This is a genomic window from Nonomuraea pusilla (genome assembly GCF_900109355.1).
Lineage (GTDB): Bacteria > Actinomycetota > Actinomycetes > Streptosporangiales > Streptosporangiaceae > Nonomuraea > Nonomuraea pusilla.
In genome coordinates, this window is the sequence record NZ_FOBF01000002.1 from 445,688 (window position 1) to 464,730 (window position 19,043).

The 19,043-nt window shown below is 73.6% G+C and carries 18 protein-coding genes; 10 read left to right on the top strand and 8 right to left on the bottom strand.

Annotated features, from left to right (window positions below; translation table 11 throughout):
* Nucleotides 1-171: 171 nt before the first annotated feature.
* Nucleotides 172-783 (bottom strand): helix-turn-helix domain-containing protein, encoded by a 612-nt coding sequence (locus BMX74_RS04960; RefSeq protein ID WP_091098596.1) that lies wholly within the window; start codon nt 781-783, stop codon nt 172-174.
* 92 nt (nt 784-875) lie between these two features.
* On the opposite strand from BMX74_RS04960, the gene BMX74_RS04965 reads away from it, so the two are divergent.
* From BMX74_RS04965 to BMX74_RS04995, 7 genes are all read left to right on the top strand, one after another.
* Nucleotides 876-1,502 carry an SAM-dependent methyltransferase gene (locus tag BMX74_RS04965; protein WP_055501812.1) on the top strand — a complete coding sequence of 209 codons (627 nt, stop codon included), beginning with the start codon at nt 876-878 and terminating at the stop codon, nt 1,500-1,502.
* 51 nt (nt 1,503-1,553) lie between these two features.
* On the top strand, nt 1,554-2,045 hold the full coding sequence (locus tag BMX74_RS04970) for a DinB family protein (RefSeq protein ID WP_420538115.1): 492 nt from the start codon (nt 1,554-1,556) through the stop codon (nt 2,043-2,045).
* 164 nt (nt 2,046-2,209) lie between these two features.
* Nucleotides 2,210-2,770 carry a cysteine hydrolase family protein gene (locus BMX74_RS04975; protein WP_091098598.1) on the top strand — a complete coding sequence of 187 codons (561 nt, stop codon included), beginning with the start codon at nt 2,210-2,212 and terminating at the stop codon, nt 2,768-2,770.
* A gap of 89 nt (nt 2,771-2,859) precedes the next feature.
* Nucleotides 2,860-3,405: an AAA family ATPase gene (locus BMX74_RS04980; protein ID WP_091098601.1), complete on the top strand. Its 546-nt coding sequence runs from the start codon at nt 2,860-2,862 to the stop codon at nt 3,403-3,405.
* Nucleotides 3,406-3,473: 68 nt separating this feature from the next.
* On the top strand, nt 3,474-4,346 hold the full coding sequence (gene sigJ / locus BMX74_RS04985) for an RNA polymerase sigma factor SigJ (protein ID WP_055501816.1): 873 nt from the start codon (nt 3,474-3,476) through the stop codon (nt 4,344-4,346).
* A 65-nt stretch (nt 4,347-4,411) separates the two neighbouring features.
* Entirely contained in the window at nt 4,412-5,578 is a 1,167-nt protein-coding gene (locus BMX74_RS04990) for an NAD(P)/FAD-dependent oxidoreductase (RefSeq protein ID WP_091098894.1), read from the top strand.
* Nucleotides 5,579-6,009: 431 nt separating this feature from the next.
* On the top strand, nt 6,010-6,615 hold the full coding sequence (locus BMX74_RS04995; protein WP_091098602.1) for a hypothetical protein: 606 nt from the start codon (nt 6,010-6,012) through the stop codon (nt 6,613-6,615).
* On the opposite strand, the gene BMX74_RS05000 is transcribed toward BMX74_RS04995, so the two are convergent.
* From BMX74_RS05000 to BMX74_RS05015, 4 genes are all read right to left on the bottom strand, one after another.
* On the bottom strand, nt 6,590-7,285 hold the full coding sequence (locus BMX74_RS05000) for a response regulator transcription factor (protein WP_236714594.1): 696 nt from the start codon (nt 7,283-7,285) through the stop codon (nt 6,590-6,592). The genes BMX74_RS04995 and BMX74_RS05000 overlap by 26 nt on opposite strands.
* A 63-nt stretch (nt 7,286-7,348) precedes the next feature.
* Nucleotides 7,349-8,323 carry a MerR family transcriptional regulator gene (locus BMX74_RS05005; protein ID WP_091098605.1) on the bottom strand — a complete coding sequence of 325 codons (975 nt, stop codon included), beginning with the start codon at nt 8,321-8,323 and terminating at the stop codon, nt 7,349-7,351.
* A gap of 70 nt (nt 8,324-8,393) precedes the next feature.
* Nucleotides 8,394-8,804: an ester cyclase gene (locus BMX74_RS05010; RefSeq protein WP_055501820.1), complete on the bottom strand. Its 411-nt coding sequence runs from the start codon at nt 8,802-8,804 to the stop codon at nt 8,394-8,396.
* Between the two features lie 74 nt (nt 8,805-8,878).
* Complete coding sequence (locus BMX74_RS05015; RefSeq protein WP_091098607.1) at nt 8,879-9,484, bottom strand: TetR/AcrR family transcriptional regulator; 606 nt, start codon at nt 9,482-9,484, stop codon at nt 8,879-8,881.
* Nucleotides 9,485-9,624: 140 nt separating this feature from the next.
* Here BMX74_RS05015 and BMX74_RS05020 point away from each other — a divergent pair, with 140 nt between their 5' ends.
* On the top strand, nt 9,625-10,083 hold the full coding sequence (locus tag BMX74_RS05020) for a hypothetical protein (protein WP_091098610.1): 459 nt from the start codon (nt 9,625-9,627) through the stop codon (nt 10,081-10,083).
* Nucleotides 10,084-10,202: 119 nt separating this feature from the next.
* On the opposite strand, the gene BMX74_RS05025 is transcribed toward BMX74_RS05020, so the two are convergent.
* Nucleotides 10,203-11,408, bottom strand: coding sequence for an MFS transporter (locus BMX74_RS05025; RefSeq protein WP_091098612.1), 1,206 nt, complete (start codon nt 11,406-11,408; stop codon nt 10,203-10,205).
* A 154-nt stretch (nt 11,409-11,562) separates the two neighbouring features.
* On the opposite strand from BMX74_RS05025, the gene BMX74_RS05030 reads away from it, so the two are divergent.
* Nucleotides 11,563-14,616 carry an AfsR/SARP family transcriptional regulator gene (locus BMX74_RS05030; protein ID WP_177227224.1) on the top strand — a complete coding sequence of 1,018 codons (3,054 nt, stop codon included), beginning with the start codon at nt 11,563-11,565 and terminating at the stop codon, nt 14,614-14,616.
* A gap of 123 nt (nt 14,617-14,739) precedes the next feature.
* On the opposite strand, the gene BMX74_RS05035 is transcribed toward BMX74_RS05030, so the two are convergent.
* Nucleotides 14,740-15,345 carry a CGNR zinc finger domain-containing protein gene (locus BMX74_RS05035; protein ID WP_091098616.1) on the bottom strand — a complete coding sequence of 202 codons (606 nt, stop codon included), beginning with the start codon at nt 15,343-15,345 and terminating at the stop codon, nt 14,740-14,742.
* A gap of 85 nt (nt 15,346-15,430) precedes the next feature.
* Between BMX74_RS05035 and BMX74_RS05040 the strand changes: the two genes are divergently transcribed.
* Entirely contained in the window at nt 15,431-16,306 is an 876-nt protein-coding gene (locus tag BMX74_RS05040; protein WP_055501826.1) for an alpha/beta fold hydrolase, read from the top strand.
* Here the strand turns inward: BMX74_RS05040 and mgtA are convergent.
* The gene (gene mgtA, locus BMX74_RS05045; RefSeq protein WP_091098618.1) at nt 16,272-19,007 is read right to left on the bottom strand and encodes a magnesium-translocating P-type ATPase; all 2,736 of its coding nucleotides are present in this window, start codon (nt 19,005-19,007) and stop codon (nt 16,272-16,274) included. The genes BMX74_RS05040 and mgtA overlap by 35 nt on opposite strands.
* Between the last annotated feature and the right edge of the window lie 36 nt (nt 19,008-19,043).

A 19,043-nucleotide genomic window follows, 5' to 3' on the forward strand; every position in this document is an offset into this window, starting at 1 on the left:
GTCGTCGCGTACCTGATCGGCGTCCAGCGTGGCAGCAGCCCCTGCACGTACGCACCGGCGGGCGCGACGTGGTCCGACGCGGCCGAACCGGCCGGCCACTGCACGATCCTTGGTTGTCTTCACAAACTCCGGATGATCAGGCGGTGGCCGTCGCCATGTGACCTTGATCCCTCAAGATCGCGAAGCGTCACTGGCGTGCCAGGACGGCCGGTCGGTGCGTACGTGCGAACGCAGCCCTTGCTGGCCGAACAGGATGAGCAGCTCCACCGCGCCGCCGTCGGCGGTGCCCAGCCAGTGCGGCAGGGACGTGTCGAACTCGGCTGCCTCGCCGGGCGGCAACGTCAGGTCGCGCTCGCCGACGACGAGCCGCAGGCGGCCGTCGAGCACGTAGAGCCATTCGAAGCCTTCGTGTGTTTGCGGGGTCGGTTCGAGCGGTTCCGGCCGGGCGGGAATGATCATCTTGAACGCGTGCACCCCGCCCGGTCGCCGGGACAGCGGCACGAAGATCATCCCGGACCGCCTGATCGGCTTGAGGTGGATCCGGGGGTCGCCGGTGCGCGGGGCTCCGACGAGGTCGTCCAGCGGGACGTCGTACGTACGAGCCAGCGGCAGCAGCAGCTCCAGGGTCGCCCGGCGCTGCCCGCTCTCCAGCCGGGACAGCGTGCTCTCCGACACGCCGGTCGTCGCCGCGAGGTCGGCGAGGGTGATGCCGCGGTCGCGACGCAGCGCGCGAAGCCGCGGCCCCACCGCTTCGAGGATGTCGTCGTCCGGCTTGCGGTCCATGGGGCCATCTTGCCAGAACCGCAAGTTTCCGTGCCAAATCTCGGCGTGGCCGGCAAGACTGAGCGCGTACCGACACCTGCGGAGGAGTCTTGATGAGCACCACCGATGCGGTCACGTTCTGGGACGGCGTCCACGCGGCCCGGCCGGCGGCGGCCGACCCGCGACCGAACGCCCGCCTCGCCGAGACGATCACGGACCTGCCGCCCGGCGACGCGTTGGACCTCGGCTGCGGCGACGGCGGCGACGCGCTGTGGCTCGCCCGGCAGGGGTGGCACGTCACCGCCACTGACATCTCGGCCGTGGCGGTCGAGCGGCTCGCCGCCCTCGCCCGCGCACGCGGCCTGGACGACCGGGTCGTCGCCGTACGGCACGACCTGCGGGAGTCCTTCCCACCTGGCGAGTTCGACCTGGTCAGCGCCCACTACCTGCACACCCCCTTCGACCTGGACAGGGCGGCCGTCCTGCGCTCCGCCGCGCACGCGCTGCGCCCGGGTGGGCGGCTGCTGGTCGTCGACCACGGCTCGTCCGCGCCGTGGTCGTGGAACCAGGGTCCCGACGTCAGGTACCCGGGCCCGTACGAGGTCGCCGCCGGTGTCGGTCTTGACCCGACGGCCTGGACGGTCGAGCGGGCCGACGCGCCCCGCCGCGTCGCGACCGGACCGGGCGGGCGCACCGCCGAGGTCACCGACCACGTCCTCCTGATCCGCCGCACCGCCTGACCCGGCGGCCCGCGCCGCGACCGCCGAAGCAAGGAGCCCACCGTGCCCAGCATCCCGCGCCGCGACCGCCGCGGCGACACCCCGCCGCCCCGGACCGGGAGCGGCGAGACCGAGACCCTGCGCGGATTCCTCGACTACCTCCGAACCTCGGTCGCCGCCAAGGTCGAGGGCGCACCCGAACCGCAGGCGCGGACGGCCGCGGTGCCGTCGGGAACGAACCTGCTCGGCCTGCTCAACCACCTGACGTCCGTCGAACGCGCGATCTTCCTCGGCGACGACGTCCCCGACTGGCAGGCGACGTTCCAGGCCGCTCCTGCGGACAGCGTGGCCGACGTCGTGGCCCGCTACCGGGAGACGGTCGAGCGCGCGAACGACGTGCTCGACGGGTGCGTCGAGCTCGGCGCGCCGGTCCCCCGGCCGCGGCACGGACGGCCCGCTCCCAGCGTCCGCTGGGCGCTCACCCACATGATCGAGGAGACCGGCCGTCACGCCGGGCACGCCGACATCCTCCGCGAACTGATCGACGGCTCGACCGGGCGCTGACCCGGCGCCTGTCGCGGGCGTCGCACAGGGGTTCCGGCCGCCTGCGAGGCGGCTGATGTCCTCCATGTGGATCTGCCCCACTATCGTCGTACGAGATCGACAACAGCGCCAAGGGTGCGACCGCGAAGATCGCCGATGGCACGCCGTACAGTCAAGGAGTCCGTATGACCACCACCGCGCTCATCGTCGGCGACATGCAGACGGGCATCGTGGACAACTACCCCTTCGCTGCCGGCGTGCTCCCCGTTGTGGAAAGGGTTCTCCCCGCGGCCAGAGCCGCCGGAATCCCGGTGATCTTCATTCGGTTCGGGCTCCGTGCCTCAGGCCTCGACATTCCAGCGGGAAACCAGCTGATCAGCACCTTGCACGGGGCGGGGACGCTGTTCCACGAGGAAACCCCCGAGACGCTCGTGCACCCGCGCATCGAGCCGTTGCCGGGTGAGCCCGTCGTCCTCAAGCGCCGCGCCAGCGCGTTCTCGGGGACCGACCTCGACCGGCTCCTGCGCGCCCAGGGCATCGACTCGATCGTGCTGACCGGTGTCGCGACCGGGGCGATGGTCGCCGCGACCTTCTACGACGCCGCCGACCGCGACTACCGCCTGACCGTGCTCAGCGACGCCTGCGCCGACGGGGAACCGGACGTGCACGACTTCCTCGTCAACCGCGTCTTCCCGGCCAGGGGCGCCGACGTCCTCACGGGCGACGAGTGGGCCGCCCGGCTGTGACCAGCCCGTCGTCAGCGCTGAAGACCCGAGCCGCGTCCTTCGTCCTCCGGGACGTCGATCCCATGAATCCGAGGAGGGCTGCACCCGTCATGCCGGCGGACGCGGAACGTTTCATCCTGATCACCGGAGGGCCGGGGTCCGGGAAGACCACCTTGATCGATCACCTGGAGGAAGCGGGTTTCTCACGGTCGTACGAAGCGGGGCGGGGCGTCATCCAGGACCAGACGGCCATCGGAGGACGCGCGCTGCCGTGGAACGATCCCGATCTGTTCGCCGAGCTGATGCTCTGCTGGGAACTGCGCTCGTACCGCAGCGCGGCGGCGCGGGCGGCGCCCGTCTTCTTCGACCGGGGCATCCCCGACATCGTGGGCTACCTCCGTCTTGAGGGCCGGCCTGTCCCCGCCCACCTTCAGACCGCCGCCCGCACGTTCCGCTACCATCCGCGCGTGTTCATCGCCCCGCCCTGGCCGGAGATCTACCGGCAGGACTCCGAACGCAAGCAGTCACTCGCCGAGGCAGAACGAACCTACGAGTCCATGGTCGCCACCTACGCCGAGTACGGCTACGAGCTGGTGCGACTTCCCCGCGTGACCGTGGAGGAACGTGCCCGGTACGTGATGGATCATCTCCGCTGATCACTTCGGGCCCACGCGTCTAGAATCGGCGGTCGAGCGCTGATGCGAGAAGGGCGGGAGGCCGAGGGGTGGAGGCGACCGGTCCGTTGGCGGAGGCCGACTGGCGATCGCATCGCCCCGCCGTGTTCGGGGCCGCCTACCGGATCCTCGGCAGTGTGGCCGAGGCCGAGGACGTGGCGCAGGAGGTCTGGTTGCGCGCCGCCGCCGCGGACTTGTCCGAGGTGCGCGATGTGCGGGCCTGGCTGGTGACCCTGGCCGCCCGGGCGTCCTACAACGTGCTCAAGTCGGCGCGTGTCCGGCGGGAGTCCTACGTCGGGCCCTGGCTGCCCGAACCGCTGCTGACCGGGCCCGACGCCGCCGCCCAGGTGCTCATGGACGAGTCGGTGAGCACCGCGATGCTGGTGGTCATGCAGACGCTCACCCCGGCCGAGCGCGTCGCGTTGGTGCTGCACGACGTCTTCGACTTCCCGTTCGACCGGATCGCCGGGGTGCTCGGCGGCACGCCCGCCGCGGGCCGCAAGCTCGCCTCCCGCGCGCGGGCGCGGGTCGCCGCGGTCAAGGAGCGGCCCCGGGCGTCCAGGGCCGAGACCGAACGCCTGCTGAAGGCGTTCAAAGCGGCCGCCGATGCGGGAGACATGGCTGAGCTCGTCGAGCTGCTGCATCCCGAGGCCGTCTATGTCGCCGACGGCGGCGGCAAGGTGACCGCCGCGCGCAGGCCGGTCCGGGGCGCCGAGCCGATCGCCCTGCTGGCGGTCAGGCAGATCGAGCTCAGGCGCCCCGACGCGTTCCAGATCATCGAGGTGAACGGGCAGCCGGCCCTGGCGACCTACCGCGGTGGTGAGCTGGTCTGGCTCGACACCGTGGAGATCGCCGACGGGCGGATCACGACGTGGCGGAGACTGGCCAATCCCGAGAAGTTCGCCCACATCGGTCACATCTGAGCCCGCTGTCTTGTCTCCCTGCCGCCCCCGGATCCCCCGGGGTGAGGCTGAGGGAGGACGAGACGATGGCACACGTTGTGATCATCGGAGGCGGTTTCGCGGGCGTGTGGAGCGCGGCGGGCGCGGCGCTGGCACGCGAGCGGGCGGACGGAGACGCGGACCTGCGCATCACGCTCATCGCGCCGGACGAGCACCTGGTCCTGCGGCCGCGCCTGTACGAGCCGGAGCCGGACCTGGCCAAGGTGGAGCTGCGCAGGATCCTCGGGCCGATCGGCGCCCGGCACCTGCGTGCCTCGGTGAGCACGATCGACGCCGACCGCCGCATCGTGGTGGCCGACGGTGAGGAGATCGGCTACGACCGCCTGGTGCTGGCGTCCGGCAGCCGGCTCGTTCGGCCCCGCGACCTGCCCGGCGTCGAAAGGCTCTACGACATCGACACCCTCGACGGGGCCCGGCGGCTCACCGACCGTCTGCGCGGCCGGGAGAACTACACGGCCGTGGTCGTCGGCGCCGGGTTCACCGGGCTGGAGGCCGCGACCGCGCTGGCCGCCCGGGGGCGGGTGCTGCTGGTGGACCGGTCGCAGGTGGTCGCGGACCAGCTCGGCCCGGGCCCGCGGGAGGAGATCGAAGCGGCACTGGACGAGCTGGGCGTCGAACGCCGTCTCGGGACGACGGTGACCGAGGTCGGCGAAAGGCGCGCCGTCCTGTCCGACGGCACCGAGGTCGAAGCGGACGCGGTGGTCTGGTCGGTGGGGATGCGGGCCAGCGAGCTCACCCGGCAGATCTGCGGCGAGCTCGACCATCTCGGCCGGATACCGGTGGATCGGCGGCTGCGCGCCCTTCCCGAGGTGTTCGCCGCCGGGGACACCGCCGCGGCGGCGTTCGACGCCGAGCACACGGTCATGCAGGCGTGCCAGCACGCCACCCCGCTCGGCAAGGTCGCCGGGTACAACGCGGCGGCCGACCTGCTCGGCGTGCCACTGCGCGACTTCACCCCCGGCCCGTACGTCACCTGCCTGGACCTGGGCGGCGCCGGCGGGATCTTCACCCGGGGCTGGGACCGAAGGGTGATGGCCTCCGGCGCCGACGGCAAGGAGATCAAGACGCGGATCAACCAGGCGATCCACCCGCCGGTCGACGACGCGGAGAAGATCCTCGCGGCCGCCGACCGCGTCCGCGTCGAGCTCCCCTTCTTCCCCCGTGACGAGGAGAAGAGCGCTCCCGCCGCCTGAACCCGCCCCTCCTGAAGGCGGCGGACCACCGGCCCCCGGCCAGCCGGCGGGGGCCTCACCGGCCGAGAACTCCCCCGGCTGATCAGCCCGGGATCGTCACGGCGCCCAGGTCGGCGACGCCTTCGAGCTTGATGACCTCCTCTGCCTCGCCGCCGCAGTACAGCTGCAGGGTGGGATCGGCAGGAGGGGCGTGTCGTCAGGACGTTCCCTCACCGCCGCCCGCAGCCACGGTTCCTCGGGCCAGGACTGGATGACGTCCGGATCCTCGGGATCCTCGTCGGGCCGACGCGCAGCATGCACAGCAGCCGACCCCCTTCGAGCGCCGCGTCCACGTTGGCGCGCGGATCTCCCTCGGGCGAGTGAGGTGAGAAGCCCGGCCATCCACGACAGTCGTGGCATCGGTTCAGACAATCATCAGTTGGGGGATTCCTATGATCAACCCTTGGCATCGCGCGGCGGGAGCCCTGCTGCTGGCCGCCGCCACGGTCGCGACGGGCGTCGCCCCCGTCGCCCCCGCCGCCGCCGCACCGGCCGAGAACGTCCCAGCCGCCCCGACCACCACCGCCTCCATCAAGGGATGGGCGCGGATGTACTTCCCGGCGCCGGGAAACGACGTCCAGGTCACCGTCGACGCGCATGGTGAGTACTCCGCGCAGAGCCCCGCCTTCCCCACCCGCGCCTGGGGTAGCCTGCGCATCTATCACGCCGTCGACGAACCAGGGAAGCCTCAGCTGGTGAACTGGGGAGAGCTCGAGGTCGACTGCCTGACCACCGGCGGCCCGACGGCGACCGTCACAGGAATCCTCGTCCGGGCCAGCCCGGGCGGCCCGTGGGAGGATCTGGTGAAGCGGAAGGTCCGCATGGGCGTGAGCTTCTACGTCGCCGGCAAGGGCAAGGGCAAGGGTCCCAGCCGGATCGGGTTGTCGGGGGCGACAGCGCCGGGACAGCCGCCGCTGACCAAGTGCATGGCCCCCGCCGCCGACGCGCCGCTGACCCGGGGCGGCTACGTCCTCAAGGACAAGGGCCCGCTCTCATGAGAGGCTCCTCCGCACCGGGAAACAGGAGACCGAGCTCGTAGGCGATGACCGCCGCCTGCGTGCGGTCGCGAGCGTCCAGCTTGTCCAGCACGTGACGGACGTGCGTCTTGACCGTCTCGACGGACACGTACAGGGTCGCCGCGATCTCCGCGTTGTTCCGCCCGAGCGCGATCTGCCGCAGCACGTCGTGCTCGCGCGGAGTCAGCTCCACCGGCACGCGTGGCTTCGACCTGCCGTGGTGCGGGCCGGCGATGCGGCGCAGCGCGTCGGGGAAGAGCACCGCGCTGCGGGAGTGCACGAGCCGGACCGCCTCCACCAGTTCGTCCAGGGGCGCCCGCTTCAGCACGTAACCCGCGGCACCGGCGCGCAGAGCGCCCCAGACGAGCTGGTCGTTCTCGAACGTCGTCACCACGATGACCCGCGTCGCCGGGGAACGGCGGGCCAGCTCCTGAGTGGCGGCCAAGCCGTTCAGCCGGGGCATGCGGATGTCCATCAGCACGACGTCCGCGCCCGTGCCGGCCTCGACGGCCTCGCGGCCGTCGGCCGCCTCGCCCACGACCTCGATGTCGTCGTGCAGGGCGAGCATGGCCGTCCATCCCGAACGGATCAGCTGCTCGTCGTCGGCCAGGACGACGCGGATCACAGCGGCGGCGTCGCCTCGATGCTCCACCTGCCGTTCACCCTCTTCCGTACGCACCCGCATGCCGGTCAGGCCGAGCCCCTTCCCAAGCGCTCACGCGAGAGATGGAGGAAGCATCGCTTCATGGATGCTATCTGGCCTCCCGCCTCGGCGTAGTGCCCGGGTGAGCCAGGTGAGGGCGGGGGCCGGGTCGGTGTCCGGCGGCGTCCAGCCGTTGACGACGGCGAGCAGCCGCAGGTAGCGCTCCCGGCGCGGGTCGTTGACCGTCTCCACCCAGTCCAGCAGCTCGTCCTCCAGCCCGGGGCCGTCAGGCCGCCCGAAGGCCGCGGCGTAGCGGGCGATCAGCTCCGCGACGACCGGCCCCGCCTCGGGCGAGCCGGGAGCGGTGCCCGCGGCCAGGACGGGGGCGAGCACGTCGCGTGCCGTCGCGGCGAGGTGGCGGCGGGGCGGGCCGCCGCCCGAGGCGCGGCGCTCCTGCGTGAACCGCTCGGCGGTGCGGCGCAGGGCGGCGCGGAAGTCGTCGTCCTGGAGCAGCCCGGCCAGCTCCACCCACGCCTCCACCTGCTCGGGGGCGGGGTCGTCCGGCAGGCAGGGCGTGAGCGAGCGGCCGACGCCGTCCAGGGCCAGGTCCAGGCCGCCGAGGGCGGCGTCGAGGAAGCCGGCGACCAGGCGGTGGCGGGCGTCCTCCGAGAGCTCGGCCAGTTCGTGCATGAGATCCATCTCCTCCGGGGTCGAACCGCGCCTGGCGGCCATCGCGAGCACCGCCTGCCGCGACCGCAGCGTGCGGATCCGCACCTCCAGCGCGGCGGCGTGCGCGGCGGCGACCTCGGGCAGCGTCGCCTCCCTGCGCACGACCCTGCCGATCGTCGGCAGGTCCAGCCCGAGGGCGCGCAGTGTGCGCACCAGGCGCAGGCGGGCGACGGCGTCCGGGCCGTACAGCCGGTGGCCGGCGGCGCTGCGCCCGGCGGGCGGGACGAGGCCGCGGTCGGAGTAGAACCTGATGGTCTTGACCGTCAGCCCGGTGCGCCGCGCCAGCTCGCCGATGGGGTGAAGCGTCTCGCCGTCCATGCGCCCAAGCCTCCCGCCTCCCCCTGCTGGAGCCGCAAGCGAGGTACGGGTCCGTCGACGGCGTGCCCCGTCACCCCGGCAGCGCCCCCAGGCGGGTCATGAGGCCGAGCGCGTCGGAGACCACCCAGTACTCGGCGAACCTGCCGTCCTCGGCGCGCATGATGTCCATGCCGGAGAACGACACCGTCGTGCCGGGCGCGGCCGTCGCCCCCGGCAGGCCGCCGCGGTAGGCGCCGGTGAACGTCCAGCGCGCGGCCACCGTGTCGCCGTCGACGACCGGCCCCACGTCCACGGCCGTGCGCACGTCGCCGAACAGCGCGAACGACTGCCTGATCTGCTCGGCGGTCTCGTCGAGGCCGCGCACCTCGCGGTCGGGCCAGTGCCCGACGAAGCCGGGGGCCAGCAGCTCTCCGAGCACGTCCAGGTCACCCTGCCAGACCTCGCCGAGCCAGCGCCGGTACAGCGTCGCGATGTCGCCCATGATTCTCCCAGCCACGACCGATTGCGTTCGGGACACCCTGGGCCTGCCCCCGATCGCCGCCGCGACACCCGCTCCTACGCCGTGGCGGCGGGCGGGGTGAGGGAGTCGAGCCAGGCGGTCAGGCGGTCGCCTTCGCGGGTCATGACGGCCGGGTCGCGCAGGGCGTTGGCGAGCAGGGACATCCCCTGGTAGGCGCCCACCAGGGTGATGGCGAGCCCGTCGGCCCCCGGCATGCCGAGCGCGGCGAACTGCCGCTCCACCCAGTCGAGCAGCAGCCTGATGACCCTGCCCGCCTCGACGTCGAGCCCGCCGTCGTCGCGCTTGTCCAGCTCGGCGGCGAGCGTCCCCGTGGGGCAGCCGTAGCGGGCGGCCAGGTCGCGCTGCGAGACCCACGCCTCCACCAGCCCCTTGAGCCGTTCCCTCGGGTCGGGCAGCAGGTCGAGGCGGCCGGTGAGGAGCTGCAGCTGCCGGGCGTGCTCGCCGAGCGCGGCGGCGACGAGTTCGTCCTTGGTCTTGAAGTAGTAGTAGACGTTGCCGACGGGGACGTCGGCGGCGCGCGCGATGTCGGCGATGGTGGTGCGCTCGGCCCCCTGCTGATGGACGACCCGGGCGGCGGCGGCCATCAGCCGCTCCCGCTTCTCGCTCGCCGTCCTCGCCCGGGAACCCTTCGAGTCAGTCACCTCACTTACTATATGCCTCCGCGTCGCGCAACGGTGAGGACTCTCCTTGATCAAAGGTCGAGAAAGCGGGTCGTAAACCATTTGTGAACGAGAGGGAACGTTTATGATCTGAGCATCGGAACTCAAGGGGAAGAGCTCAGATGAAACTTTTAGGATTCGCCCGGCCCATTGTCGTCACCGCGATTTCGGCAACCCTGCTCACCACATTCACCGCATTCGCGGCCCCCGAGGCCGGCGCGGCCTCCGAGCGGCGGGAGCCGCGGCTGGGGGTGGTGATGGAGCACACGTTCAGCAGCCTCCACGGCGCGCAGCTCACGCTCACCATCCGCAAGCACAGGGACGGCGGCCGGTACTTCCTCCGGGCGACGTGCGAGCTCAGCGGCGGAGAAGGGCGGCACCTGCGCATGCGGAGCTGCTGGCTGTTCTCGTCGAGCGGCAGGGCTTCGGGAACGGCCCTCGTCGCCGACGGCTACGACCACGTCATGGGACGCTCGGGGAACTTCACCTACAAATGCTCGTTCACCTACCGCGTCAAGGCCGCGTACGTTATCGGCGACAGCAGACGCAAAGCCATCTCGCGCGCTTACGACCCCTGCTGAATTCGTGACCGTTCATCGTCATTGATTCGCGGCCTTTCACGTCCCCCGCATATCGACGAAATGGAAGCCGACGTGAAGGGCCGCGCAGATCTGGAACGGCGCGTGCGGCGGCCACGGGGTCAGGCGCGAACGGTCGTCGTGTTCCGGCGCCAGGATCTGGCGAGAGGGAGGGCGGCGATCGTGCCGGCGGCTCCGTACACGGCGATCGCGGCGGCCGGGCCGGCGAGGTCGGCCAGCGGGCCGCTGAGCAGCACCCCGACTCCCTGCACCGCGGTCAGCGCCGAGGCCGCGACGCCCACCGCCTGGCCGCGCCGCTCCGCCGGCACGAGGCGGACGAACTCCGCGTTCGCGATCACCTGGTAGGCCGACAGCGCGCCGGTCAGGAACCACGCGGCCACGGAGACGGCCACCCCGGGCTCGGCCGCGCTGACCACGAGGGGCAGGCACGAGAGCGCGGCCAGCGGCGCCAGCGCGGGCGGCCCCGCCGACAGCCGGTTGACCAGGTACATCCCCACCACGCTCCCCGCGGGGATGGCGCACAGCAGGAGGCCCGCCGCCACCGCGCCGCCGCCCAGCGCGTCCGCGTAAGGGACGGCCAGCCCTTCTGGCGCGATGGAGAAGGTGGCGAGCAGCGCGAACCCGAGCAGGCCGCGCAGACGGGGGTCCGTGGCGACCAGCCGGACGCCTGCCGCCGTCTCGCGCAGGGAGACCGCCCGGCCGGTCCTGGACGCGGGCCGGTGCCTCACCCCGGCCGCCACGATCAGCGCGGCCAGCGCGAAGGAGGCGGCGTTCATGGCGAGCGCCGCCCGAGGCCCGGCGGCGGTGACGATCGCGCCGCCCGCGCCGAACCCGGCCAGCGCGGTGAGCTGGGAGGTCATCTGGCTGAGCGTGACCCCCGCCGGGTACAGCCGCGCCTCCAGGACGTCGGGCGTGGTGGCGATCCGCGCGGTCTTCTCCGGCGCGTCGATCAGCTGGACGACGAGGAGCAGCGCGCACAGCGCCGGGAAGGGGACCTGGGGCAGCGCCATGAGTCCCACCAGCAGCGCTCTGGCCACATCGCAGACGACCATCACGCGCCGGCGCGGGAAGCGGTCGGCCAGGCCGCCGAGCAGCGGCCCGCCGAGCAGCGACGGGACGAAGGTCAGGGCGTAGGTGAAGGTGGTGACGGTCGCCGACCCCGTCAGCTCGTAGGCCAGCACGGCGAGCGCGACCCGGGCGAGCTGGTCCCCCATCCGTGAGATCAGCCCCGACGACCACAGGGCACGGTATTCGCGTACCGCGAGCACCTCGCGGAACCTCACCGTCCCCGCCGCGGTGGAGGTCATGCTGTCGTCCTCTCGGCGATCTCGCAGCTGTCATCAGCAGCATCGGGGACGGCCGTATACGACCCGTATATTGATCTCGTCGTTGCCCCAAGCCGGCGTCCCCCGCCCGCCCGGCCGCGGCCCGCGGCGGCGCCCCCAGCGCAGGGAGCCCATCGTGCAGTTCGCAGTACTCGGCCCGCTCACCGTGGTGTCCGGCGGCACGGCGCTGCCCCTGGGCTCCGCCAAGCAGCGGACCCTCCTGGCGGCCCTGCTCGGCCACGCCAACACCGCCGTCCCCGCGCGGCGCCTCACCGAGGCCCTGTGGGAGGACCCTCCAGCGTCCGCCCCGGAGAACCTGCGCCTCTACATCCACCGGCTGCGCCGCGTGCTGGCCGAGCCGGGGCGCATCGTCCGCCACGGCTCCGGCTACCTGATGGTCGTACGTCCCGGGGAGCTGGACGCCGACCGGTTCGGCGAGCTGGCCGGCGAAGGCGTCCTGGCCAGGGAGGCCGGGGACCTGAACCGGGCCCGCGACCTGCTGGGGCGGGCGCTGGCCCTGTGGCGGGGGGCGGCGTACGGGGAGCTGGCGCACACCCCGCTGATCAGGGAGGCCGCGGCCCGCCTGGAGGAGGACCGCCTGCGCGTGACCGAGGAACGCGTCGGCGTGGACCTGGAGCAGGGGCGGCACGCCGAGCTGCCGGCGGAGCTGAAGGGCCTGGTGCGCGCGCACCCCTACCGGGAGAGCCTGCGCGGCCTGCTCATGCTCGCGCTCTACGGGTGCGGCCGGCAGAGCGAGGCGCTGGACGTCTTCATGGAGACCCGCGCGCTGCTCGGCGAGCAGCTCGGCATCGAGCCCGGCCCGCGCCTGCGGCGCCTGCACGAGGCGATCCTGCGCGCCGACGAGGATCTGCTGCTCCCCCTGCTGCTCCCGGGGCGCGAGCCTGCGACCCCCGTGCCCCGCGAGCTCCCCGCGCCCCCGCCCGGCTTCACCGGCCGCGCCGACGCGCTCAAGACGCTGGACGAGACGCTGGACGAGGCACTGGACGAGACGCCGCGCGGCGACGGCCGCAGGGGCGTCGTCACCGTCGTCGCCGGGCCGGCGGGCGTGGGCAAGACCGCTCTCGCGGTCCACTGGGGTCACCGGGTCGCGGAACGGTTCCCCGGCGGGCAGCTCTACCTCGACCTGCACGGCTACTCCCCGGAGCTGCCGCTGAGCCCGGCGCGGGCGCTGACGACGCTGCTGGGAGCGCTGGGCACGCCGCCGGAGCGGATACCGGCCGACGTGGCGCAGGCGGCGGCCCGCTACCGCTCGCTCGTGGCGGGCCGGCGGATGCTCGTGGTGCTGGACAACGCCGCGTCCGCCGAGCAGGTCCGCCCCTTGCTGCCGGGCGCTCCCGGCTGCCTGGCGCTCGTCACGAGCCGTGACCGCCTCAGCGGTCTGGTCGCCCAGGACGGCGCGCGGCGGATCACGCTCGGCCTCCTCACGCCGGCGGAGGCAGGGGAACTGCTCGGCGCGGTCCTCGGCGAGCCGCGCGTCGCCGCGGAGCCGGAAGCCGCCGCCGCCCTCACCGCATCGTGCGGGCGGCTGCCGCTCGCCCTGCGGATCGCCGCGGCCCACCTCCTGGACCGTCCGCTGCGGCCGATCGCCGACTACGCGGACGAGCTCAGCCGGGGCGACCCGCTGGCGCGCCTGGAGATCGAGGACGATCCCGGCACCGCCGTGCGGGCGGCCCTGGACCTGTCCTACGCGGCGCTGGCCGCCGGCGAGCGGCGGATGTTCCGCCTGCTCGGCATCGCGCCCGGCGTGGACGTCACCGCCGAAGGGGCCGCGGCCACCGCCGGCCTGAGCCGGGACCGGGCGGAACGGCTGCTCGACCGGCTGGCGGCGCGGCATCTGCTGGAGGAGCGGGCGCCCGGCCGGTACGCCTTCCACGACCTGGTCCGGCTCCACGCGAGGGCCACGGCGCACGCCGAGGACGGCCCCGGCGAGCGCGAGGCCGCCGTCGAGCGGACGTACGACTGGTATCTGTCCGCGGTAGACTCGGCGGCGGAGCTGCTCTACCGGCACATGGTGCGCCTGCCGCCGCCCCGTACGTCGACGATGCGGTTCGGCGGGGCGGGGGACGCCCGCGCCTGGCTCGACGCCGAGTCGGCCAACCTGGTCGCGGCGGCGGTCGAGGCGGCCGGGGCCGGGAGGCAGGAGGCGTGGCACCTGGCCCTGGCGCTGCGCGGGTACTTCTGGATGACCGGCGACACGGACGCGGCCGTGACCGTGGCGACGGCCGCACTCACCGCGGCGCGCTCCGCCCGCGACCTGCGGGGTGAGGCGGCGGCCCGGCTCGCCCTCGGCCAGATGCTCACCCGGTTCGGACGGTTCGGCGAGGCGCTCGGCCACCTCACCGAGGTCGTGGCGTTGACCGGCCGGGTGGAGTGGCCGCGGTGCCGGGCGTCGGCCTTCGTCGCGCTCGGCACGCTGCACGCCGAGCAGGGCAGGCTCCCCCAGGCCGCCGAGCACTACCGCCGGTCCCTGGAGCTCAGCCGGCGCTGCGACGACCCGGCGGGGCAGGCCGTCAGCCTCGCCAACCTGGCGTACGTGGCGTCTCACGCGGGAGACCTGGAGCAGGCCGTGGCGTACGGCGAACGCGTGCTGGCCCGGTACCGCATGGACGGGTCGCCCGACGGCGAGGCCGCCGTGCTCACCGACCTCGGCCACGTCTACCACCTCCTCGGCCGGTTCGGCGAGGCGCTCGGCCGGCTGGAGCGGGCGCTCGCGCTGTACCGGCGGCACGGGCCTTCCGTGGAGGAGCCTGTCGTGCTGGCCGCGCTCGCCGACGTGCACGGCGACCTCGGACGGCACGAGCGGGCCCTGGAGCTGGCCGAGGCCGCCGTCCACGCCGCGCGCGACGACGAGGGGCGGGCACGCGCCACCGCCATGGCCGCCCTCGGCACGGCGCACCGGCGCCTGGGACGCCTGCCGTCCGCGCTCCACCACCTGGACCGGGCCCTGGCCGTCCCGGAGGTCACCCGCCACCGCCTGCTGGAGACCAGGATCCGGCTCGATCGCGCCGCGACCCGCCTCGCCGCGGGCGACACCGCGGGGACGGTCGCCGACGCCGAACACGCACTGGCGATCGCGCGGGCCGCCGGATACCGGCTGTGGGAGGGGCGGGCGCTGCGCCTCCTCGCCGAGGCCACGGCCGGGACGCGCCGTTCCGCGAATCCGCCTTGACCCTGCGCGAGCGCCGGGTGGGGATGCCCGCCCACTTCGCGATGACGGCGGGCGTCACCGCGACGGCGGCTCCGACGGCGGCTCCGACGGCGGCTCCGCCGGCGGTGGCCGCCGGGTCCGGCGTCAGGACGGGTGGCGGCGGCGGTAGTGGCGGGCGACGCGGACCCGGTTGCCGCAGCGCGCGGCCGAGCACCAGCGACGGCGCGGGTGGGCGGGCAGGAACAGCATGACGCAGTCGTCGGCCGCGCACTCGCGGATCGCGGTGACGGCCGGGTCGGTCAGCAGGTCGGCGGCGGCCTCGGCGAGCCAGGCGGCCAGCCGCGCCCCTGCCGGGCCGCCGCGCCGCCGTACGGCGGTGACGGCGGCGCCGTCCCAGGCCAGCTCGATGACGGCGGGCGCGGCGCGCTGCGCGGCGTTGAGCGCCTCCAGGTCGGCGGGGTCGGGAGGGCTGCCGTGCCGTACGCGGTCGAGCGCGCGGGCGACGTGGTCGCGGACCGCGTGGACGGCGGCCAGGCCGGTGTCGTCGAGCCCGCCTTGACGTTCGCCGGGCCTGTCCGTGAGCGCGCCGAGTTCGGCGGCGAGCGCGCGGGCCTCCGGGAACCGGTCCGCCTGCAGGGCGAGCCAGGCGTGTAGCCGGTCGGCGGTGGCGAGCAGGTCGCCGACGGACGGGCGGGTGTTCACCAGGTCCAGCGCCAGGGGCTCCCCGGTCAGGGGGACGACGTCGCTCATGCCACTAATGCTACATCGACACGTTGACACATTAGAAGATCGGCGGTTACATCTAACGCGTCTCCCCCGAAGAAAGGCATTAGCCATGTCACTCCCGCCGATCGCCCGCACCGCCCACCGCCACCTCGACGTCGACGGCGTCCGCGTCTTCTACCGCGAGTCGCTGCCCGACCGGCCGGACGCGCCCACGCTGCTGCTCCTGCACGGCTTCCCGTCCGCGTCGCACCAGTTCCGCCGCCTCATCGACGTCCTCGGCTCGCGCTACCGGCTCATCGCCCCCGACTACCCGGGGTTCGGCCACACGCGGGCCCCCGACGGCTTCACGTACTCCTTCGACCGGCTCGCCGACGTCACCGAGGGCTTCGTCGAACGCCTCGGCCTGACCAGGTTCGTCATGTACGTCTTCGACTTCGGCGCCCCCGTCGGCTTCCGGCTCGCAGAACGGCGCCCCGAGTGGATCGCCGGCCTCGTCGTCCAGAACGGCAACGCCTACGAGGAAGGCCTGTCGCAGGGCGCCCGTGACTTCATCGCGCTGCGCCCCGGCACGCCCGGCGCCGAGCGGACCATCCGGGAACTGCTCACCCCGGAGGGCACCCGCGGCCAGTACGAGACCGGCGTCGCCGACCCCGGCCTGCTCTCCCCCGACGGCTGGACCCTCGACCAGCACTTCCTGGACCTGCCCGGCCGCAAGGAGGCCCAGGTCGAGCTGGCTTTCGACTACCACTCCAACGTCGCGCGCTACGGCCGCTGGCAGGAGTGGCTGCGTACGCACCGGCCGCCCACCCTCATCACCTGGGGGGCGAACGACCCGTTCTTCCCCGAGCCGGGCGCCCGCGCCTACCTGCGCGACGTCCCCGACGCCGAGCTCCACCTGTTCGACACCGGACACTTCGCCCTCGAAGACCACCTGCCGCGGATCGCGCCGCTCATCGCCGCCTTCCTCGACCGCGTCCGGCCGTGAACCCCGCCCGCCGGCGTCCGTGGCGGAGCGCGCCCGCCGTGGTGAACCGGTGCGCCCTGCGATGCGTGCGATGGGCCGGGGTCCGCTCGCGCCCGGCGGCGGACGGGGGCGCGGCGCGGAAGAACCACCGCTTGCCGGCCTCGATCAGCCCCAGGTAGGCGACCACCATGAGGCCCAGCGCGAGGAAGAACGGCGCGGGCAGCAGCTGGAAGCCCAGCAGGGGCGCCAGCGGCGTCAACGGCAGCACCGCCCCGACCGTCACGACCGTGAGCGTGGCCAGCAGCAGCGCCAGGCTCGGACGGCTGCGGAAGAACGGGATGCGCCGCGTCCGGATCGCGAAGATCACCAGGGTCTGCGTGGCCAGCGACTCCACGAACCAGCCCGTGCGGAACAGCGGCGGTCCCGCGTGGAACACCCACAGCATGATCCCGAACGTCACGAAGTCGAACACCGAGCTGATCGGCCCGAAGAACAGCATGAACCGCCTGATCAGCCGCACGTCCCACCGTGTCGGGCGGGCCACCTGCTCGGCGTCCACCGTGTCGGTCGGGATGGCGAGCTGGCTGGTGTCGTACAGGAGGTTGTTGAGGAGGATCTGGGACGGCAGCATCGGCAGGAACGGCAGGAACGCCGACGCCCCCGCCGCCGAGAACATGTTGCCGAAGTTGCTGGACGTCCCCATCAGCACGTACTTCATCGTGTTGGCGAAGATGCGCCGGCCCTGCACGACGCCGTCGGCCAGGATGTCCAGGTTCTTCTCCAGCAGCAGCACGTCGGCGGCGTCCTTGGCGACGTCGGTGGCGGTCTCCACGGAGATGCCGACGTCGGCGGCGTGCAGCGCGATCGCGTCGTTCACGCCGTCGCCGAGGAAGGCCACGTCCAGGCCGGCGCGGCGCTGGGTCCGCACGATGCGCGCCTTGTGCTCGGGGCTGACCCTGGCGAACACCGTGGCCTGCTCGATCAGCCCGGCCAGCTCGTCGTCGCCGGCGGCGTCCACGTCGTGCCCGGTGAGGACGCGTCCCGGCGGCAGGCCGAGGTCGGCGCAGAGCTTCGCGGCGACCGTCGCGTTGTCGCCCGTGAGCACCTTGACGGTGACGCCGAGCGCGGTGAGCCGTTCGAGCGCGTGCGGGGCGCTGGGTTTCGGCGGGTCGAGGAAGACGAGCAGGCCGCGGAAGGTCAGGTCGCGCTCGTCGGCCGGGGAGAGCGCGCCCTGCCGCTCCCCCTCGGTGATCTGCCTGGTGGCCACCGCCACCACCCGGTTGCCCGCCGCGAACTCGGCCTCCAGCATCGACCTGGCCTGCCCGCCCGCGGCGGGGCACCGGGCGAGCACGTACTCGGGGGCGCCCTTGGTGACGAGCGTCGTGCCGCCGTCCTCGCGCCGGACCATCACCGACGCCGCGCGCCGCTGGTGGTCGAACGGCAGGATGTCCAGCCGCCGGCACCGCTCCAGCTCCGGGCGCAGGGTCCCGGCGCCGGGCGCCTCCCACAGCGCGACGTCCAGCGCGGGGCCCGTCAGCATGCCGGACGCCGGGCCGGGCCCGGCGTCCTCGTCGCCGGCCGCGACCGCCTCGTTGCACAGCAGCCCCAGCTCCAGCGTCTCGTCCGACGGCCGTCCGTCCGGGCCGAGCGCGCGGGCGAACGTGATGCGCCCCTCGGTGAGCGTCCCGGTCTTGTCCGTGAACAGCACGTCGATGTCGCCCAGGTCCTCGATGCAGACCAGGCGCTTGACCAGCACCTTGTGCCGGGCCAGCCGGCGGGTGCCCGCGGCCAGGCCGGTCGAGACGACCGCCGGCAGCAGCTGCGGCGAGATCCCGACCGCGATGGCCAGCGAGAACAGCAGCGCGTCGATGAAGGGGCGGTCGAGAACCACGTTGATGGCGAAGATGGAGACGGTGAGCGCCGCCGCGACCCGTACCAGCAGCAGGGAGAACTTGCGCAGCCCCACCTGGAACTCGGTCTCCGGGTGACGCTCGCCGAGCTGGAGCGCGATCCGCCCGAACTCCGCGGCTCCCCCGGTCGCGACCACCACGCCGGTCCCCGAACCGGCGTGCACCACCGTGCCCATCAGCGCGCAGCTCGCCAGCTCGGCGAGAGACTCCCCCTCCGGCACGGGCTCGGGCGACTTGGCCACCGGCAGCGACTCCCCGGTGAGCACCGACTCCTCGCACTCCAGGTCCGCCACCGCGAGCAGCCGCAGATCGGCCGGGACGACGTCGCCCAGCCGCAGCTCGACGACGTCGCCGGGGACCAGGTCGGTCACGTCGAGGAGGCGGGGCCGCCCGTCGCGCAGCACCAGGCAGCGGTGCCTGATCTGCGAGTGCAGAGCCTCGGCCGCCCGCTCCGCCCGGTACTCGTTGAAGAAGCCCAGCCCGACGGACGCCGCCAGGATCACGCCGATGATCAGCGCGTCCGCCCGCTCGCCCACGAAGAACGACGCGACGGCGGTGACGGCCAGCAGCACGAGCAGGGGCGAGCGGAGCTGGCGGGCCAGCACCGCCAGGCCGCGGGCGCGGTGCGTCCGCAGGGCGTTCGGGCCCACCGTGCGCAGGCGGCGCCGCGCCTCGTCCTCAGGCAGTCCGCCCGGGGAGGTCCGGAGCCTGACCAGCACGTCGTCCGCGGTCAGCGCGGCGGCGGCTGTGATCTCGACGCCGCCCGCCCCGGTCGCGGGCTGCGTGCCCCCTGACGTCCCCGGTGTGCTCATCTCGGTCCTGCTTACCCGTTCTCCGGCCAAGGAACG